Genomic DNA, 16,978 nt, shown 5'->3' with positions numbered 1-16,978 from the left:
TACCGAAACATAATCTTCGTGCAAGATTAGTTCTGGACGTTCTTCAAGCTCAGCTTCTCAACGTTCAAAATCTTATCGACTAAGCCCGTGTAGAAGCTGGCCTCATGGCTGACGATAATCGCATTACCCGGAAAGTTTGCGATGGCTTCCTTCAAAGCCTGCTTGGTCTCGTCATCCAAATGGTTCGTCGGTTCGTCCATAATGAGAAAGTTCGCCGGTTCAAATTCCATCAATGCCAGCTTAACCTTGGTCTGTTCGCCCCCGGAGAGCTCACCGATCGGCTTCATGGCATTGGCGGAATCCAGACCACACTTGGATAATTTCCCGCGGATGGCCTTTTGCGGTAACTTCTCGTACTTCGCCTGGATAATCTGCAGTGGCGTCTGCCGATTGTTATCCCAAACTAAATCCTGACTGAAGTAGCTGATGCGTGCGGATGGCGAGAAGGATGCCTCCCCACCCTTGGCCTTGATAATGCCTAAGATCGACTTGATCAACGTGGACTTTCCGACCCCGTTGAACCCGGTCAGGCCAACTTTTTGGTCGGTCGTCACGGAGAAGGTCACCGGCTTTAACAGCGGCCGATCGTACCCCACGGACAGTTGGTCCACCACCAAGGCATTCTGCGACCCGGTTTCCTGGTAAGGAAAATCGAAGTGCGCCTGAATGTTGGTCGAAGGTGGATCGACCCGGTCCATCCGGTTCAGCATCTTTTCTCGAGACTTCGCCATGGTCGACTTGGAACCGGCCTTGTTCTTACGGATAAACCGTTCGGCCTTTTCAATAACCACCTGTTGCTTATCGAATTCCCGTTGTTGGGCCTTTTCCTTCTCGGCCCGTTGCCGCATGGCCTGCTTGAAGTTCCCCCGGTACTTGGTAATCTGTCCGAACGCCACGTTAATGATACAGTTCGTCACGTCCTGCAAGAAATCGTAATCATGGGAAACGATCAGCGCGGCCCCATCGAAGCCGTTCAGATAGTCTTCCAACCACTCGATGTGCGCCGTATCCAGGTAGTTGGTCGGTTCGTCCAGTAAAATAACGTCCGGCGTTTCCAGCAGTAATTTGGCCAGAATAATCTTCGACCGTTGGCCCCCGGACATCTTAGCCACTTCATGGTCGCGACCCATGTCGTCCAGGCCCAACCCGGAGATGACCCGTTCAATCTGCGTTTCCACGTCGTAAAAGTTACGGGCGTCCAATTCTTCTTGAATTCGACCGGCCCGCTCCAGGAGCTTGTCATCCATGCTCTCGGCGTATTCCGTGTACATGGCCGTCATCCGGTCATTCATTTCGTATAAGTCCGCGTAAGCCGTATGGAGAAAGTCAATCAGCGTCATCCCGGCTGGAATGTCCGCGTACTGGTCCAAATAGCCCACGTGGGTCTTCTTTTGCCACTTCACTGAACCCGTCAGTGGCAACTCCTGCCCCGTAATAATCTTGATTAAGGTTGACTTACCGACCCCGTTTTGCCCGACGACACCCATGTGCTCGCCTTTTTCCAGGGTAAAACTGGCCCCTTCATAGAGCTTCTTATCAGCAAAGCTCATGCTCAGGTCGTCAACTTCTAGTAATGGCACGTGTATCCTTCCCTTCTGCTCTCATGCAAGAAAAAAGCCCCGACAACGTCAAGGCCTCTTCCCAAACGGTAATATATAAGTAGTAACTTACCACGAAACGCCCGGGTTCGTCAACTTCATGGCTTAGGGTCTCGTGAAAACTATGCTATAATAGTGAAAATTTACTTCTAAGGACTGAAGCTTTCATGAATATTCGTAACATCGATCATCTTACCCTAACCGTTAGCGATGTCGAGCGTTCCGTACGCTGGTATCACGAGGTCTTTGACCTGCCCATCATCGAATTTGACGATGGCCGGCGCGGCGTGAAATTGGGTAAGCAAAAGTTGAATTTCCAACAGAGTGACCACCCCCACCTGCCCGTGGCCAAGCATCCCACGGTGGGTGGCGCGGACTTCGCCATCATCGCGACCGATCCGCTGGCCAACATTCTCTCCCACCTCACCAACTATGCGGTCGAGATCGTCGACGGTCCCATCCCCAAGCAGGGCGCCCTGGGGCCTATGACCTCCGTGTACGTCCGCGACCCCGATGAGAACCTCATCGAGATTGGCAAATACGATAAGTAACGCGTTTGCCAAGGCCGACAGACTGAAACGTTAATTTCTGTCGTCATTAACTCACTAATATTGGAGGACTGCTTGCATGAATTCGTTGAACAAGGGTCTCAACTGGCTACTGGACTGGGTGCTTCGAGACCTCAAGTGGTTGGGCTTTCTGCTACTCTACCTGATCGACAGCCTCTTCCTGACGCAGGCTACCCTACAGGCGAGCCACGGAACCGCCACCAATCGGACCATTGGGATGATGTTGATTTATACCGGCCTACTACTGGGCTTCATCACCTGGCGTTACCAAAAACAACTCCAGCAAAACAATCCGCGGCAGTTCGGTCGCACGCCCTTTACCGGTAAGACCGTCAGCCAACTGATCGGCTTCTTCATCCTGATGCTGGCGATTCAGTATTCGTGGTCGATCTTAATCGCCACCCACATTCTACCGAACCCTGCCAACCAACAGGCGATTAACCAGCAGGTCACGCAGCTCCCCTTCTGGAACCTGGCCTACGCCATCTTGCTGGCCCCGGTGATTGAGGAATTAATCTTCCGTGGAATCTTTCTCAACTACTTTTTCAGTAAGAATACCAAGCTGATGAATTTTCTCGGCATCTTCGTGTCGGGCATTATCTTTGGCTTCATGCACGTCGCCAGCTTCACGCCCACCCTGCTGATGTACTCGGCATTGGGCTGGGTGTTGGGCTACAGCTACCTGCATTTCCGCGATATCCGTTACGACATGACGCTCCACTTCTTGAATAACGCGATGTCACTTATCTAAAATCATCTGGGAAGAAACTTCCCCAGCACACAAAAGACTCGAGGCCATCGCCCCGAGCCTTTTTATGTATGGCCGCCGATCCATGATTTCCTAGTGTTCATGGCTAGCGTCCTTAACGCCTTTCTTGTGCCGCTCGCGGAAATTTCCACTTGATGCGCGTCACAATCGCTTCACCCAACTTTAAATACGGATTCGAGTCACCCAATACTGAATAACCCTTGAATCTGGTTACAGTATAGACCATGTCCGTCTGCTTAGAAAGGAAACTCCCACATATCGCGCAAGGTGCCGTGTGGTCATGAAGACAAGCTAAAGACTTCGGCCAAGCAACCACCGAAGTCTTTAGCACTATGGCAATTCACATCGACTTTAGCTATTCCCTAAAGGTTGAAAGTAGACTTAACACACTGCTTCCCGTAATGGCGGTGTTCTGTCCACTAAAATTAGTGAAACCAGTGGTCTGCGCCTGCCAGGGGTTCCGCCTGCTATGGGGGACACCTCCAGCCTGGAAAGCGGGCTTCCGGTTCGCTTGGAAGCCTTGCTAAGCCCGCAAGTCTCCCAAGTCGCCCCACGCTGTAAGCTGAGAAAGGCCCTCAGCTAACACCGTCGACACAGCCGGCTCCACCCCTGGCGATCTCCGGCGAGATAGTGTTTATCACCAAGATCTGAGTTAGTCATCAGCTTAGCCGTTACCTAGAGCTAAACCGCTGATTACTGACCAGCCCTTCAGTAGCCGTGAGTGAGCCAAATATGGGTTCAGCCGTGGGAGTTCCCTTAGCGGTGGTTCTTGCCGGTTAGGGGACTGGCGCCTTTGAGACGTGGGCTGTCGGCTCAAAGCGAGGCCGAGACCGCCTCTCAGGCTCGGTCCGGTCCGCCCACCGCGATCCAACCCCTATTTGGCGAACGGCAAGGCGGCCGATTTCCACTACGAAATTGTAAACGACTAACATTAACGCCATGAATTGCGCAATGACCATAGTTTTAGTCGATTTCTATTTTTCAACCTTTAGCTATTCACTCAGGCAGTCGCTTCTCATCAAACGGACCAAACTTGCTTGGCAACTTCGATTATCCGCTGCAGTTTTCGCCATTCCTCTTCTTGCGTCAACAGATTTCCCACTGTGGAAGAAGCAAAGCCACACTGCGTTGATAGCCCAAGGTTTTCCAAAGGGACGTGCGTTGCCGCCTCATTTAGTCGCGTAACCAGCGACTCTTTCGTCTCAAGTTCAGGCGTCTTAGAAGTTACTAGGCCTAGAATCAAACGCTTATTTTTATCATTGTTCCAGATTTCATCGAGCGGTTCGAATCCACCCGCACGCTGACTATCATACTCCAAGAACAATCCATCATAGTTTAGTTGACCTAAGTACTTCGCGACGACATCATAACTGCCTGAGAAGACATAGGTGGACTTAAAATTTCCTCGGCAAATGTGGGTTGTGGTTGTCAGATCGGCCGGTAAATCCTTTAGAACGGCATTGACCAAGGCCACCGCATCCTTAGCTTGACTCTCAAAGTTAGCGTGAGCATTGGGATCATCTTCCGTCGCGTTCAGCTCACTAATGAGATAGGCCCAGTTGGTATCGTCCAACTGAAGATAACGATTACCCAAAGCATAGAACTGTAGAATTGTCTGGTGATAAGCTTCCGCAAGGTCACTCAGATAGGTATCCCAGTCCGCATAGACATCGTGCCAATTGGCGCCGAACAACAGGGTTGGTGACGGGATCGTCTGCTTAACGGTTACCTCTGCCGGCACTAATGATTGCGTATATTTAAAGTCCGAGAAGAACGGATGCTCGGGATTAAAGGCCACCTTATCGACTAGTTGTGCCGTGTGAAGTTTGTTTCCCCCACCGGCAAAGGAGATTGATTCCTTGAAATGCTCACTAATTCCCGTCAGATGCTTCCAAAAATCGAGGTGCCACCAATTTCGATTAAATTCACCATCAGTAACCGCCTTTAGACCCAAGGCGACTTCTCGGTCGACGACTTTCTTGGTCTCGGCGCGCTGAACTTCCTTTAATGCTTCTGGCGAGATATCCCCCCGCTCAAACTGCGCTAAGGCTTGTTTCAATTCAGCCGTTCGCAGTAAACTTCCCACGACATCGTAATGATAAGGAAACTTGATACGCGTTGCTTCAGTCATAGGTGACACCCCCTTTACTTAACATCCGGAACAACAGCAAACGCTCGAACTGGAAAGCCCGGTGCCTTCTCCGCTTTAGGGACGGAAATAAAGATAAACGCCCCTGTTGCCGGAACCAGGTCTAGGTTATCTAATAATTCTACTTGATAATGGCCGTGAGATAAGACGTAGTACTCGCCCACTAGTCCATTCTCTTGCTTAACAGCCGTATCGGTATCGAACGTTTCGTGTCCATTGGCCGTCACGTGCCGCTCTTCGTAAATAAACTTTAAAGCCGCTAAGTCCCAACCCGGATAATGAGCTTGGTTATGCTTATCCAGATTTTCAAACTTAGCCTGACTTGGCCAACGTTTGCTCCAATCGGTACGGAGTGCAACGAAGGAATTGGCCGGAATTTTACCGTGGTGCTTTTCCCATTCTTGAATATCGGCTACACTCAATGAAGCATCTGGGCTTTTCGCAACCGCAGCCGACCGATCAATCACAACCAGTGGCAAGACTAATTGCTTAAGATCTAAGTCTTCCACGTACTTATCTTGATGGGCATCGAAGTGGATGGGCGGATCAATATGCGTACCGAATTGACCGGGGAAGGTATATTCCTTAACGAAGAAACCATCTGCGTGGGTGAAAATCGTCTTGAATTCTGGCTTTGCGAATGATGGGAAGCGTGGACTATCGGGGCCAAAGGTATGGGTTAAATCCACCCATTTATAGGCCTTTAATTGATTCACCGTTTGCGCTACGGGAGAAACGACAGATTCTGTTGTTGCGAGTTCATTAATTTTAGTTGTCATAAAGCAGTCCTCCAATGATTATTCTGAAAATAGGTGTGACTCATCAATTAAGCTAGTGTTTGCTGCTTAGCATTAATTTTTATTGGTAAAGTCCAACTGGGGCGTCTTGACTCTGAAAAATTTAGTTTTGATCACTAAGATAATTAAGCCGACAACTAACCAGGAAGCCCCTACTAATTTGGCATCAATCGACAAATTCAAGAAGATCCAGGCGCTGACGCCAAAGCCAATTAATGGTGAAATGCAGTGTTTCAGTAGATCGCTCAACGTCTGATGCTGACCCGTAATATAAAACTTCCAGATAACGGATAAATTAAGAATCATGAAACCAAACAACGCGCCAAAACTAACTAAGTTGGATACCATATCCTGAGACAAAGCGAGTGAAAGAATCAAAGAAACAACGCCCACTAGAATAATGGCCACCACTGGTGTTTGATAGCGTCGGTGTAACTTAGCTAGGGAAGATGGAAGTACGCCGTCACGCCCCATTGCGTAGAGAATCCGTGAGACCGCGGTCTGCCCTTCCTGGCCACTAGCAAAACCAAACGAGAGAATAATTGTCATATCGGCTAGTTTGACCAACCAAGGGCCGCCAACCCGATTGAGAATCCCCAGAAAGGCCGTATTGGGATCTAAGTTTTGATAGTCCGGCGCTACAAAGCCTGCCAGTGCCGTAATGAAGACGAAGAGTAACCCAATGCTAACGATAGATAAAATAATCGCACGACCAACCGAATGATATGGATTTTCTGCCTCTTCCGATAACGTGCTCACCGCATCGAAGCCGAGATAACTAACAATCACAATCCCTGTAGCTTGAAGGACGCCTTGAAAGTTAAAATGTGCCGGATTGTAAAAAGCCACAACGTTGGGATGAATAGCACCGTGAAGCAATGCTGTGATGGTACCAACCACAAAAGCCAGTAGCACAAACGCTTGAAGGGCAATCAACGCCCAGCTAATCTTGGTCACAATATTAACGCCTAAAATATTAATCGTCGTATTGAAAAGAACCAAGGCGACAATCCACACCCAGCCCGGAATCCCGGGGATTAGGGAATGCCCGAAAGACTGGGTAATCAAATAAGTAATGGTCGGAATCAACAGGTAATCCAGAACGATACCCCAACCACTAATGAACCCCAGCCCCGCGGTCGTTCCCTGTTGGACGTACGTATAGACGGACCCGGAAAATGGATACCGTCCAGCCATCGTGGCATAGCTAAAACCCGTGAACAGCATCGCAATCATCCCGACCAGGTAAGCTAGGGAGACCATCCCATTGGCCGGCGTTAAAAACGAGCCATAAAAGGCCAGCGGTGCAACGGGGATCATGAAGGTCACCCCATAAATAACTAAATCTTTGGTCGATAAACTAACTTTTAATTCTGAAGTGGTACTTTCCATAACGTCATCTTCTTATGCAAATTATTAATGCCGGTTACGCGACTCTCAACATAGCCGGATGGAACTGAATCAATTCTCTTAGGGTGACTGACACCTATCTTTGAAAAATCTGACTACTGCAGTTAGCCACATTGACTGAGGACAAAAAAATTCGCCCCCTAAACGTTGTTCAACACAACGATTAAGGGGCGAATTATCGCTTTACCACCCTTTGTTCGCATCAATTACTTGACGCCTCAACAGTACACTATAGATACCAGGGATGGTAACGGATCCTTCCGCGGAGATAGCTTGCACTAACTCCGGTCATTTCGAAGCTCATCTTCACCAAATCATTTCTTACCCGTTCACACCTTGGGGGCTCTCTTAAAAGAAATCGACTTGATTACTCTTCTTCTCGCGACATTTTCAATTTATTTTAAAAAATCACTGCGCAGCGATTCAATACATTAGATAATAATGAGTTTGTTTCTCATTGTCAAGAGCAAGAATCACATTGTTTTCTAATCATTGAGATTTAATTGCATAACGAGCTGACTCTTCCCAAGAATGATGACCGCCACTGACCGTTTCAAAGCTACCTCAATCAATGAGTTACTCCGCAAACAGCGTCAGCAACTCTTCCTGCCGCAGATTACGCTTGGCCTCGCCGCGGACGTCTAACTTAATCTGACCGTCCTGAACCATGACCAGGCGATTGCCATACTTCAAGGCGTCGCTCATCTTGTGAGTAATCATCATCGTGGTTAAATGGTGTTGCGCCACAATCTTTTGCGTCAGCGCCATCACCTTTTGACTCGTCCGCGGGTCCAGTGCCGCCGTGTGTTCATCCAGTAGTAATAGTTCCGGCTGGCTCAACGTCGCCATCAACAGGGACAGCGCCTGGCGTTGGCCCCCCGACAGATACTTGACCTGGGTGGTCAGCCGATCCTCCAGCCCCATGTTTAACGGTCGCAGTAAGTCCTGGTAGGCCGCCGTTTGGCCGTGCCGGCGATAGCGTTTCAGGCTCATACTCCCGGTATGTTGGGCGGCCAGCGTCAGGTTCTCCGCCACGCTGAGTTCCCCCGCCGTCCCCATCTTGGGATCCTGGAAGACCCGCGACAGCCAGCGCGACCGGTAGGCAATCGGCTTACGGGTAATCCGGTGGCCCGCCAGCGTCAGCTCTCCGGCATCCGCCGGCAACGTCCCGGCAATCGTATTGAGGAGCGTTGACTTACCGGCCCCGTTATTGCCGATGACGGCGACAAAATCCCCCGGTTCAATCGTGAGGTTGACGTCCTTTAAGACGTGCCGTTCATTTGCCGTCCCGGGAAAGAAGACCTTCTGGAGATGCTTGACGCTTAAGACTGCTGGTTGTTGTGGCATTCGAATCGACTCCAATCTGTTTGAGATAACGTTTCAACTGCTGCTTCGTTTGATACTTCTGCCGTAACAGTGGTAGGCAAATCACGACGACTAAGATGCCGGCGGATAAAATTTTGAGGTCATCGACAGGGAAGCCGAGACCCATGGCCACCGTCAGGAGGAACCGGTAGATAATAGCCCCCACGACCATGGCCGTTAACCGCAACCACATCTGCCGACCGCGTAAGAAGATTTCACCGACTAAGACGGATGCTAGCCCAATCACGATGGTTCCAATGCCCATGCCGATATCGGCATAGCCGTTGCTCTGGGCAATCAGTGCCCCGGATAAGGCGATGCACCCGTTGGAGACCATGTAACCGATAATCACCATGCGGTCGGTATAAATCCCGTTGGCGGCACTCATCGCCGAATTATTTCCCGTCGCCATCAGCGATAGCCCTAGCCGCGTCTTGAACAGCCAGATCAAGGCGATCATGACCCCCCCGGTAATCACGGCGCCGACCACGATCGTCTGCAGGTCAACCGACCAACCGGCGGGCAGGTAGGCCGTCAATACCCGCTGATTCAACAGCGGCACGTTAGACTTGCCCATCACGTGCATGTTGACCGAGTACAGGCCGGTCATCGTCAGAATCCCCGCCAGTAGTGAGGGCATTCGTAGCTTCGTGTCCAGCACCCCGGTCACCCAGCCAGCTAGACACCCCGCGACAAACCCAAGGAGACTGGCCACCAGCGCCGACTGGCCATTTACCATGGCGCTGACCGTCACAGCCGCCCCCAACGGGAAGCTCCCCTCCGTGGTCAGGTCGGGAATATCTAAGATGCGAAATGTAATGAAAACGCCGATGGCCAGCGGGGCCCACAGAAGCCCCTGGCCGATACTCGTGATTAACATAACTCTTCTCCTTCTTTCTAGTGGCTACGGCTTCTGAATCTGACTGGTCTTCAAGCCAATTGCCTGAGCGTTGGCCTTGTTGATGTACATGTGGAGCTTCTTGGACGTCTGAACGGCGAGGCTTTGCGGTTTCTTGTTGTTTTCCAAAACATCGTAAGCCATCTTCCCGGTCTGTTTGCCGAGGTCGTAGTAGTTAATGCCGTACGTCGCGGTCCCCCCGTCTTGCGCCATTTCAATAGATCCGGTCACGACCGGTAACTTGTCGGCCTTCGCCTTTTGGCCAATGGTCTTCATTGCACTCGCCATCAGGTTATCCGTGGGTAGGTACAGACCGGAAATCTTGCCCGCCAGACCGGCCAGAACGCTGGTGACATCGTTGGTGCTGGTGGCGCTCACCACTTTTAATTTCAGATTGTGCTTCTTGGCGTAAGCCTTGGCCAGCTTAACCTGCAGCACCGAATTTTCTTCCGATGAGTTGTACATGATGCCCAGTGGCTGGTTGCCCTTGCGCATGCTGGCGAGGAGCTTCAGTTGCAGGCCCACCGGCGTTAAATCGCTGGTCCCACTGACGTTGGTGTTGGGATGACTGTTCGACTTAACCAATCCGGCGGCCTTCAAGTCCGTCACGGCCGTCACCAGCGTCGGCGTAGTCGTGGTCTTCTTGGCTAAGGCCTGAGCGGCTGGCGTGGCAATGCCCACCAGTAGGTCATTTTTCTGTTGCACCAGCTGTTGACTCATTGTATTTAAGTTGGATTGGTCGCCCTGGGCATTTAAGTAGTGATACTTGACCTTCACGGACTTGTTGTGCGCCTTGAGTTCGTGATTCAAGCCGGCCTTGAAACCTTGCCGGGCCTCGTCTAACGACCCGTGTTGTACGACCTGTAAAATTCCGACGTTGAGGGTACTCTTGCTGCTGGCAGACGATTTGCTGGAACAGCCGGCTAACGTTAGACCTAAACCTAATAAGGCGATACTGGTTAATAATAATTTTTTCATAGTGAATTCCTCCAGAGTTTGTGTGGTCACGACGACCGTATGTGATGGTGCCATTGGGTAAGCGAAACAACTTGCTGAAAACGTTTGGTTATTTGGTAAATGAATCCGTTTGGCTCACCAGGTATTCTGGCAAACCAGCCCACAGATTGTTTCAACGCGACGTTTGTTTAGCGCGGTTCCACGGCAAGTCACTGGCGTTCGGCGCGTCCGCTGAAGTGTGACTCGATTGAACCCTAGACCTGCTCCGGATCAGGTCTAAGTCGCGGGTTCTGGGTAAATGCGAGGCTGGTTGTTAGCCCTTCTGCTAATCTGCTCTTGCATTCGATGTTTCGGAAACCCGCGGCCTTGGCTCACGCTCTAAACAAAAAAACACCAGATAGATTCTGAGTAGAATCTACCTGGTGTTATCGGGCCCGATATTATTTCTCCAGATAGATTTGTACCCGTATCTATCTGGCGCTTAAGTCATGTTGAAAAACTTTAGCTCATCGATAGATACAAACGCAGTTGTGCGGCGCGTTCGTATCCAACGAGGTGAATACAAACGCTATCTAAAGAAAAAGCTAAAGGCAAATTGGCTATTCAAATGAGTGAGGTTATTTTGCTTCATGAGTGAAGTTCCTTTCATTTATCAATTTACAATTACTAGTAAACCATTAAAAAATAGCCGTGTCAACCTTTATTTTCTAATCTTTTTCTCATTATCATTAACGAGGCTCCGAAAATCTTGGGACCACGCCATCCCCATGGCGCCATCCCCCACGTGCACGCCGAAGCTGGGGCCGATCAGCGCCACGTCAAATTTAACCGTGGGAAAACGTTCCTGGGCCGCGGCCAGCCAATGTTGGGTGGCCTCCGGCTGATCGGCGTTGAGAATAGTAGCCTTGACCGGCACCGTGGCGGCGAGGTCCTGGGCCAAGTCGTCCAAGAAATCACCCCGAGCACCACGCCAACGCAGGGTACTCCCGGCGTAGCGCATCTTCCCGGACGGGTCGAAGGCTAGAATCGGCTTCCCCGCGTGTAGCGGCGTACTTCCGGGACCACGACTGGGGTTAACCTCTCCCGTGCGCAGCAGCGGCTTGATGGAATCCACCACGAAAATGCTGTGAATCGTTTGCCGTAATAAGGAAAGTTGGTCAAAGATCGCCTGCACCTCGGCGCCTTGACTGACCAACGCCGCCGCCAACCGCACCTGGTCGCCCATCACCGTCAGAATACCGCGCGAATCCCACGGCCAAACGTGAATATCGCTGATGCTTTCGGCAAAGGCCGCCAGCGTATTGACGAAGCCGGAAATCCCCAGCGACGGACCAATGACGATGACGTCGGTATACCCCTGTTTGACCAAGTCATCGCAAGCCGCCTGAATCGTCTTCATCGAAAGTTGCGGCGCGGTCGGCACCACCTTTTTCGTCTTGGCCAGCCGCATCAGGCGATAGTAGTCGGCCGTCGATAGGTCTTGATATTCATGATATTGGCGGTTGCCGAACATTATCGGCGCCGGTAATAACGTAATGTGTCGCTGCTCGGCCTCGGCAAAATCAATGCCGGCCGAGGTATCCGTCATAACTGCAATTTTCATCTTTTCAGGCAGCCCCCTTGAGGTTCACGTCCGCCGATGATTACCAGTCCCTAACCATCGCGCGCCATTTAAGTATTACCCTACAGTATACCAAAGTCTCTTGCGAGTCACCAAGCAATTACCGGTTGATGCCGACGCTAGTCCTCAGGCAAAGGCGGAAATCGGCCGCCTTACCGTTCGCCAAATATGGGTTGGATCGCGGTGGGGGAAATCCCTGGCAGGCGTAGACTCCTGGTTTCACTAACTTTAGTAGACAGGGCACTGCCATTACGGGAGTCGCTACATTAATTCTACTTTCAGCCTCCAGTCCGCGGTCATTTTCCGAAGAAAGCCGCCGGTTTAATTGGAAAAACCTGAAAATAAGGTTGACGCTTTTTCAGCAATGCCGTACACTAAAAATATTCGAAAAACGGAAAGGAAGGAAAGTTAATGCTACTGTCTCGTATTCAACTTAATGGACGTTGGCAAAGCCGGTAATCAAGTCGTCATCGCGGTAGATGCGACTTGAGCTCCCAGAGCGATCTTCGTATCTGCGCCGGCTAACTTTCTGATGCAATAGCCCGCACGGATATCTTTTCCGGTATTGCGGGCCTTTTTCTTGGGCACCCAGCCGGTCTGGGTGCTCTTTTTGTTTAAGAGTGCGGCGTAAGGCGGTTAGAAGCCGAGCATTAACGTCATTAAGGTAAAAATCCCGGGTTTGGATTTTTGACTTAATGGGGTTAAGCGCAGGAGCCTGCCTGATGGCGCACGTTTCCGCCGTGTCACCTTACCATCTACATAATCCGTCACAAGACCACCTAACACTTAGAGAATTGAGGTTGATTACACCATGAAAAGATTGTATGGACTCATCGCTATTCTGATTGTCTTTCTCGGTTTCGCCTTCGTCCAAGAAAGTCATCAGGAAGCCGCAACAACTAAGAAAGTGCCAACCGTAGGCATTCTGCAGCTCCTCTCCCACCCGGCGCTCGACGCCATTCACAAGGGCATCGTCCACGGGCTCGCCGAAGAGGGCTATCACGTCGGCAAGAACGTCAAGATTGATTTCCAAAATGCCGAGAACGACCAGAGTAATCTGAAAACCATGAGCGCGCGCTTCGTCAACGAAGACGCCGACGCCATGATCGGGATTGCCACGCCGGCTGCTCAAGCCTTGGCCAATGCCAGCTCCACCACGCCCATCGTGCTGGGGGCCATCACCGATCCTAAGGGCGCCCACCTGGTCAAAAGCAACACCCACCCGGGCAACAACGTCACCGGGGTTTCCGACCAGGCGCCACTCGCCTCGCAACTCAAGCTCATCCAAAAGATTATGCCGAACATGAAGACGCTGGGGATTATTTACACGTCCTCCGATGACTCGGCCACCGCTCAGTATCACCAGTTTGCGGCCCTGTGCAAACGCGAACACGTTCGGCTCAAGGCCTACTCCATCGCCAACACCAACGACCTGAATCAGGTGAGCCAACAGATGGTCAGCCAAGTCGACGCCGTCTACGTCCCGACCGACAACACCGTGGCCAGCGCTATGCAAACGCTGGTGGCGACCGCAACCGCCAAGAAGGTGCCCGTCTTCCCCGCCGTCGATACCATGGTGAAGGCTGGTGGCTTGGCCACGTTGAGCATCAACCAGTACAAATTAGGGGTGACGACCGGGAAGATGACCGCCGCCATTCTCAAAGGTAAGAAGCCCGCGGACACGCCTATTCACTTTGTCCGCAAGGGTGAAATGACGATTAATTTGAAGACGGCCAAGAAGCTCGGGATCACATTACCCGCTTCGGTCGTAAAGGAAGCCAAACAACACGGGGAGGTATACCGCTAATGGGTTTATTCGTATCTGCAATTGGACAGGGTCTACTCTGGGCCGTCCTGGGTGTGGGCTTGTTCCTCACCTTTAGAATCTTGGATTTTGCCGACATGACCGTCGAAGGGACCTTTCCTCTGGGGGCCGCGACCGCCGTTGCCGCCATCAGTAACGGGATGAACCCCCTGCTGGCCACGCTACTGGCCTTTGCCATTGGGGCCATCGCCGGACTGATGACCGGGTTGCTCTACACCAAGGGCCACATCCCCATCCTGCTGGCCGGCATTCTGGTCATGACCGCCTGCTACTCCGTTAACCTGCGGATCATGGGCCGAGCCAACGTTTCGTTGCTGGGAAAATCCACGTTATTTAAGAACCATTTCCTCGCATCTCTCCCGCAATACTTCGACAGTGTCTTCCTGGGGACGCTGGTCATGGTGGTCATCACCGGGTTGGTCATTTACTTCTTACAAACCCAGTTGGGCCAAGGCTTTATCGCCACGGGAGACAACCAGACGATGGCGCGGTCGCTCGGAATTAACACCGACAACATGAAAATCATGGGCCTGATGGTCTCCAACGGCTTGATTGCCTTTGGTGGGGCGTTGGTCGCCCAAAACAACGGGTATGCCGACGTTAACATGGGAATTGGGATCATCGTCATTGCCCTGGCCTCCATCATCATTGGTGAGGTGGCCTTCGGGGATTTAACGTTGAACCAACGCCTCGTGGCGGTCACCTTGGGGAGTATTCTCTACCGCTTCGTCTTGCTAATCGTCCTCAAGCTGGGCTTCAGCGCCAACGACCTCAACCTGATTTCCTCCATCATCCTGGCTCTGTGCATGATGCTGCCGGTCTTCAAGCAGACGCTGAACTTCAAGCATATTTTGAAACGGGGGCTGGATACCAATGACTAAACCATTACTCGAATTAAAAAATGTCGTGCTCAAGGTCAATCGCAACACGCCCGAAGAAATCATGATTCTCGACCACTTAAACCTGACCATCAACGCCGGCGACTTCATTACCGTGCTGGGGTCTAACGGGGCCGGAAAGTCCACGCTGTTCAACGCCATCGGGGGCGACCTCAGCATTGATAGCGGGCAGATTCTGCTCAACGGCAAGGACATTTCTCACGAATCCGTGGAAAAACGCACGCGGTTTCTCGCCCGGGTCTTTCAGGACCCCAAGCTGGGGACGGCGCCGCGGATGAACGTGGCGGAGAATCTCCTGCTGGCCGAACGCCGCGGGCAACGCCGGACGCTGGCCCCCCGGCACCTCAATAAGCAACTCGATCGCTACAAGGAAATCACCGCCACCATGCACAACGGGCTGGATGAGCGACTGACCACGGCGACCGGAAACCTTTCCGGGGGCCAACGCCAGGCCCTGAGCTTTCTCATGGCCACGCTCAAGCGACCGGAAATTTTACTCCTAGACGAACACACGGCGGCGTTGGACCCACAGACCAGCCAGGATCTCATGCACCTCACCAACGAGCGCGTCCAGGAACAACGGCTGACCTGCCTGATGATTACCCATCACCTGGAAGACGCCCTCACCTACGGCAACCGCCTGATTGTCCTCCACCACGGCAAGGTCACCTTTGACGTGGCGGGCGATGCCAAACAAGCCCTGACGACCGAGAAGCTCTACAGCTTCTTCGCCGAGATTGAGTAGGAGGTCGTCCATGGAACTCGTGATTTCTAATGCCCCTTTTAACCGCGCCGCTGCGTTGTCCCTGCGCCAAGCCATTTTCGTCACCGAACGGGGGATTCCCCGCGACGTCGAGTTCGACGACCGTGACACCCCCGACCGGGTCTACGTCACACTCTATCAGGATGCCACCCATCCCGTGGCCACGTTACGGCTGGAACCCCAATCCCCCACGGAGATGCGCTTCGGGCGGGTCTGCACCCGACAGGATTTGCGTGGTCAGGGTCTGGGCAGTCGCCTGCTGACGGCCGCCGAGGAGTGGGCGCGTCATCACGGCTACCGCACCGGGGTCATTCACGGTGAGGTCAGCGCGCAGGGCTTTTACGAACATTGTGGCTACGTGGTCACGGCCGGACCCTTCGATGAAGACGGTGCGCCGGTCGTGGTGCTACATAAGAACTTTTAACCCTAGAAAGGATGCGTTACCTCATAACCACTAATGCCTTTGACCGGTCCGCTTTGATGCTGGACGTGCTAAATCGCCTCGCCGACTCGGCCCATCTCGACTGCATCAGGCTGGTCCTGTTGAACTTTGACTTCTCAGCTCAAGAAAGTCAGGTCATCATGGACTTTGTGGCTGAAAAGCAGGTTAAACGTCAACCTCTATCCAAGCAACAATGTGCCGAGCAGGTCGCCCAGATTAAACCCGGCTTTAAGTTTGCCGCCGAATTCGTTGACCAGTTTAAACACGCGGCCTTAGCGGAAGGCCGCTTTCCAGACGTCTTAAATCACTAACGCTAAATCCAAAAGGCGCCGTTCACAGTCTACTCATAAGTAGCGGTGAACGGCGTCTTTTACGTCGCTTATTTTTTTCGTTGCTGCTTGAGCCACAGGTAGCCCCAGACCAAAGGACCCGCTAAAACTAAGAATAGTCGAATCACCAGATTAATGCCCCAGCGCTTGACCGCATTCTCCTTACCATCGGCGTCCCCGATCCGGGCAAAGCCAAAGTGTCCCGTATTCCCATAGTTGGACCCCAGTCGCAATGACTCCTGTTCGGCATTTGGCCGGGAGCGACTGATCTGCTTACCCTTATCAACCGAGCGATCCACGTGCTGCCAGGACTGCCCGTAAAGCAACGGGAAGAAGACCAGATAGCTCACCACCAGCCAAAGATTCCACCACGAGAATTCCAGCGTCCACGCGCCGGTCTGGGTATTCAAATTATTGATAAAAAAGATGAAGGCAAACGGAAACAGCCCCTTTAAAAACGTCTTAATCATGCGACTCACCCACGCTTCCTTAAACCAGCGTCATGGTAAACGCCTTGTTAAGGATACCGTTTATCCCCCTCATTAACAAGTGGGTTAAACCTTTTGTTCTATGGGATTTTCCCTTTT

Annotated in this window: 16 protein-coding genes; 7 read left to right on the top strand and 9 right to left on the bottom strand. The window is 51.9% G+C overall.

Annotated features, from left to right (window positions below):
* Positions 1-26: 26 nt before the first annotated feature.
* On the bottom strand, positions 27-1,550 hold the full coding sequence (locus V8I28_RS04750) for an ABC-F family ATP-binding cassette domain-containing protein (RefSeq protein WP_341779018.1): 1,524 nt from the start codon (positions 1,548-1,550) through the stop codon (positions 27-29).
* 215 nt (positions 1,551-1,765) lie between these two features.
* Between V8I28_RS04750 and V8I28_RS04745 the strand changes: the two genes are divergently transcribed.
* Positions 1,766-2,149 (top strand): VOC family protein, encoded by a 384-nt coding sequence (locus tag V8I28_RS04745; protein ID WP_341778967.1) that lies wholly within the window; start codon positions 1,766-1,768, stop codon positions 2,147-2,149.
* A 76-nt stretch (positions 2,150-2,225) separates the two neighbouring features.
* Positions 2,226-2,918: a CPBP family intramembrane glutamic endopeptidase gene (locus V8I28_RS04740; protein WP_341778966.1), complete on the top strand. Its 693-nt coding sequence runs from the start codon at positions 2,226-2,228 to the stop codon at positions 2,916-2,918.
* 1,036 nt (positions 2,919-3,954) lie between these two features.
* On the opposite strand, the gene V8I28_RS04735 is transcribed toward V8I28_RS04740, so the two are convergent.
* The 7 genes from V8I28_RS04735 to V8I28_RS04705 all read right to left on the bottom strand — a co-directional run bounded on the left by V8I28_RS04735 (position 3,955) and on the right by V8I28_RS04705 (position 12,115).
* Positions 3,955-5,067: a 5-methyltetrahydropteroyltriglutamate--homocysteine S-methyltransferase gene (locus V8I28_RS04735; protein WP_341778965.1), complete on the bottom strand. Its 1,113-nt coding sequence runs from the start codon at positions 5,065-5,067 to the stop codon at positions 3,955-3,957.
* Positions 5,068-5,081: 14 nt separating this feature from the next.
* Positions 5,082-5,864, bottom strand: a complete 783-nt coding sequence (locus V8I28_RS04730) for a cyclase family protein (RefSeq protein WP_341778964.1) — start codon at positions 5,862-5,864, stop codon at positions 5,082-5,084.
* A 72-nt stretch (positions 5,865-5,936) separates the two neighbouring features.
* Positions 5,937-7,274: an APC family permease gene (locus V8I28_RS04725; RefSeq protein ID WP_341778963.1), complete on the bottom strand. Its 1,338-nt coding sequence runs from the start codon at positions 7,272-7,274 to the stop codon at positions 5,937-5,939.
* Positions 7,275-7,868: 594 nt separating this feature from the next.
* Positions 7,869-8,639 carry an ABC transporter ATP-binding protein gene (locus V8I28_RS04720; RefSeq protein ID WP_341778962.1) on the bottom strand — a complete coding sequence of 257 codons (771 nt, stop codon included), beginning with the start codon at positions 8,637-8,639 and terminating at the stop codon, positions 7,869-7,871.
* Positions 8,569-9,537: an ABC transporter permease gene (locus V8I28_RS04715; protein ID WP_341778961.1), complete on the bottom strand. Its 969-nt coding sequence runs from the start codon at positions 9,535-9,537 to the stop codon at positions 8,569-8,571. Before V8I28_RS04715 ends, V8I28_RS04720 begins: the two co-directional genes overlap by 71 nt.
* A gap of 24 nt (positions 9,538-9,561) precedes the next feature.
* On the bottom strand, positions 9,562-10,533 hold the full coding sequence (locus tag V8I28_RS04710; protein ID WP_341778960.1) for an ABC transporter substrate-binding protein: 972 nt from the start codon (positions 10,531-10,533) through the stop codon (positions 9,562-9,564).
* Between the two features lie 679 nt (positions 10,534-11,212).
* Positions 11,213-12,115, bottom strand: a complete 903-nt coding sequence (locus V8I28_RS04705; protein ID WP_341778959.1) for a DegV family protein — start codon at positions 12,113-12,115, stop codon at positions 11,213-11,215.
* A gap of 829 nt (positions 12,116-12,944) precedes the next feature.
* Here V8I28_RS04705 and trpX point away from each other — a divergent pair.
* Genes trpX through V8I28_RS04680 form a run of 5 tightly spaced genes read left to right on the top strand, consistent with a single transcriptional unit; the run spans position 12,945 to position 16,373 of the window.
* On the top strand, positions 12,945-13,940 hold the full coding sequence (gene trpX / locus V8I28_RS04700) for a tryptophan ABC transporter substrate-binding protein (RefSeq protein WP_341778958.1): 996 nt from the start codon (positions 12,945-12,947) through the stop codon (positions 13,938-13,940).
* Positions 13,940-14,839: an ABC transporter permease gene (locus tag V8I28_RS04695; protein ID WP_341778957.1), complete on the top strand. Its 900-nt coding sequence runs from the start codon at positions 13,940-13,942 to the stop codon at positions 14,837-14,839. The genes trpX and V8I28_RS04695 overlap by 1 nt, the downstream gene beginning before the upstream one ends.
* A complete protein-coding gene (locus tag V8I28_RS04690; RefSeq protein ID WP_341778956.1) occupies positions 14,832-15,602 on the top strand; it encodes an ABC transporter ATP-binding protein in 771 nt (256 codons plus the stop codon). The genes V8I28_RS04695 and V8I28_RS04690 overlap by 8 nt, the downstream gene beginning before the upstream one ends.
* Positions 15,603-15,612: 10 nt before the next feature.
* The gene (locus V8I28_RS04685; RefSeq protein WP_341778955.1) at positions 15,613-16,044 is read left to right on the top strand and encodes a GNAT family N-acetyltransferase; all 432 of its coding nucleotides are present in this window, start codon (positions 15,613-15,615) and stop codon (positions 16,042-16,044) included.
* An 11-nt stretch (positions 16,045-16,055) separates the two neighbouring features.
* On the top strand, positions 16,056-16,373 hold the full coding sequence (locus V8I28_RS04680) for a hypothetical protein (protein ID WP_341778954.1): 318 nt from the start codon (positions 16,056-16,058) through the stop codon (positions 16,371-16,373).
* Between the two features lie 68 nt (positions 16,374-16,441).
* On the opposite strand, the gene V8I28_RS04675 is transcribed toward V8I28_RS04680, so the two are convergent.
* Entirely contained in the window at positions 16,442-16,861 is a 420-nt protein-coding gene (locus V8I28_RS04675) for a hypothetical protein (RefSeq protein WP_341778953.1), read from the bottom strand.
* Between the last annotated feature and the right edge of the window lie 117 nt (positions 16,862-16,978).

The sequence above is a fragment of the Levilactobacillus sp. HBUAS70063 genome, assembly GCF_038374745.1.
Lineage (GTDB): Bacteria > Bacillota > Bacilli > Lactobacillales > Lactobacillaceae > Levilactobacillus.
This window is presented reverse-complemented; position numbering and strand designations above follow the sequence as displayed.

Bases quoted from the DNA above. Each gene is read 5' to 3' on its own strand.
- V8I28_RS04750 (WP_341779018.1), bottom strand. From the start codon at position 1,550: ATGAGCTTTGCTGATAAGAAGCTCTATGAAGGGGCCAGTTTTACCCTG.
- V8I28_RS04745 (WP_341778967.1), top strand. From the start codon at position 1,766: ATGAATATTCGTAACATCGATCATCTTACCCTAACCGTTAGCGATGTC.
- V8I28_RS04740 (WP_341778966.1), top strand. From the start codon at position 2,226: ATGAATTCGTTGAACAAGGGTCTCAACTGGCTACTGGACTGGGTGCTT.
- V8I28_RS04735 (WP_341778965.1), bottom strand. From the start codon at position 5,067: ATGACTGAAGCAACGCGTATCAAGTTTCCTTATCATTACGATGTCGTG.
- V8I28_RS04730 (WP_341778964.1), bottom strand. From the start codon at position 5,864: ATGACAACTAAAATTAATGAACTCGCAACAACAGAATCTGTCGTTTCT.
- V8I28_RS04725 (WP_341778963.1), bottom strand. From the start codon at position 7,274: ATGGAAAGTACCACTTCAGAATTAAAAGTTAGTTTATCGACCAAAGAT.
- V8I28_RS04720 (WP_341778962.1), bottom strand. From the start codon at position 8,639: ATGCCACAACAACCAGCAGTCTTAAGCGTCAAGCATCTCCAGAAGGTC.
- V8I28_RS04715 (WP_341778961.1), bottom strand. From the start codon at position 9,537: ATGTTAATCACGAGTATCGGCCAGGGGCTTCTGTGGGCCCCGCTGGCC.
- V8I28_RS04710 (WP_341778960.1), bottom strand. From the start codon at position 10,533: ATGAAAAAATTATTATTAACCAGTATCGCCTTATTAGGTTTAGGTCTA.
- V8I28_RS04705 (WP_341778959.1), bottom strand. From the start codon at position 12,115: ATGAAAATTGCAGTTATGACGGATACCTCGGCCGGCATTGATTTTGCC.
- trpX (WP_341778958.1), top strand. From the start codon at position 12,945: ATGAAAAGATTGTATGGACTCATCGCTATTCTGATTGTCTTTCTCGGT.
- V8I28_RS04695 (WP_341778957.1), top strand. From the start codon at position 13,940: ATGGGTTTATTCGTATCTGCAATTGGACAGGGTCTACTCTGGGCCGTC.
- V8I28_RS04690 (WP_341778956.1), top strand. From the start codon at position 14,832: ATGACTAAACCATTACTCGAATTAAAAAATGTCGTGCTCAAGGTCAAT.
- V8I28_RS04685 (WP_341778955.1), top strand. From the start codon at position 15,613: ATGGAACTCGTGATTTCTAATGCCCCTTTTAACCGCGCCGCTGCGTTG.
- V8I28_RS04680 (WP_341778954.1), top strand. From the start codon at position 16,056: ATGCGTTACCTCATAACCACTAATGCCTTTGACCGGTCCGCTTTGATG.
- V8I28_RS04675 (WP_341778953.1), bottom strand. From the start codon at position 16,861: ATGATTAAGACGTTTTTAAAGGGGCTGTTTCCGTTTGCCTTCATCTTT.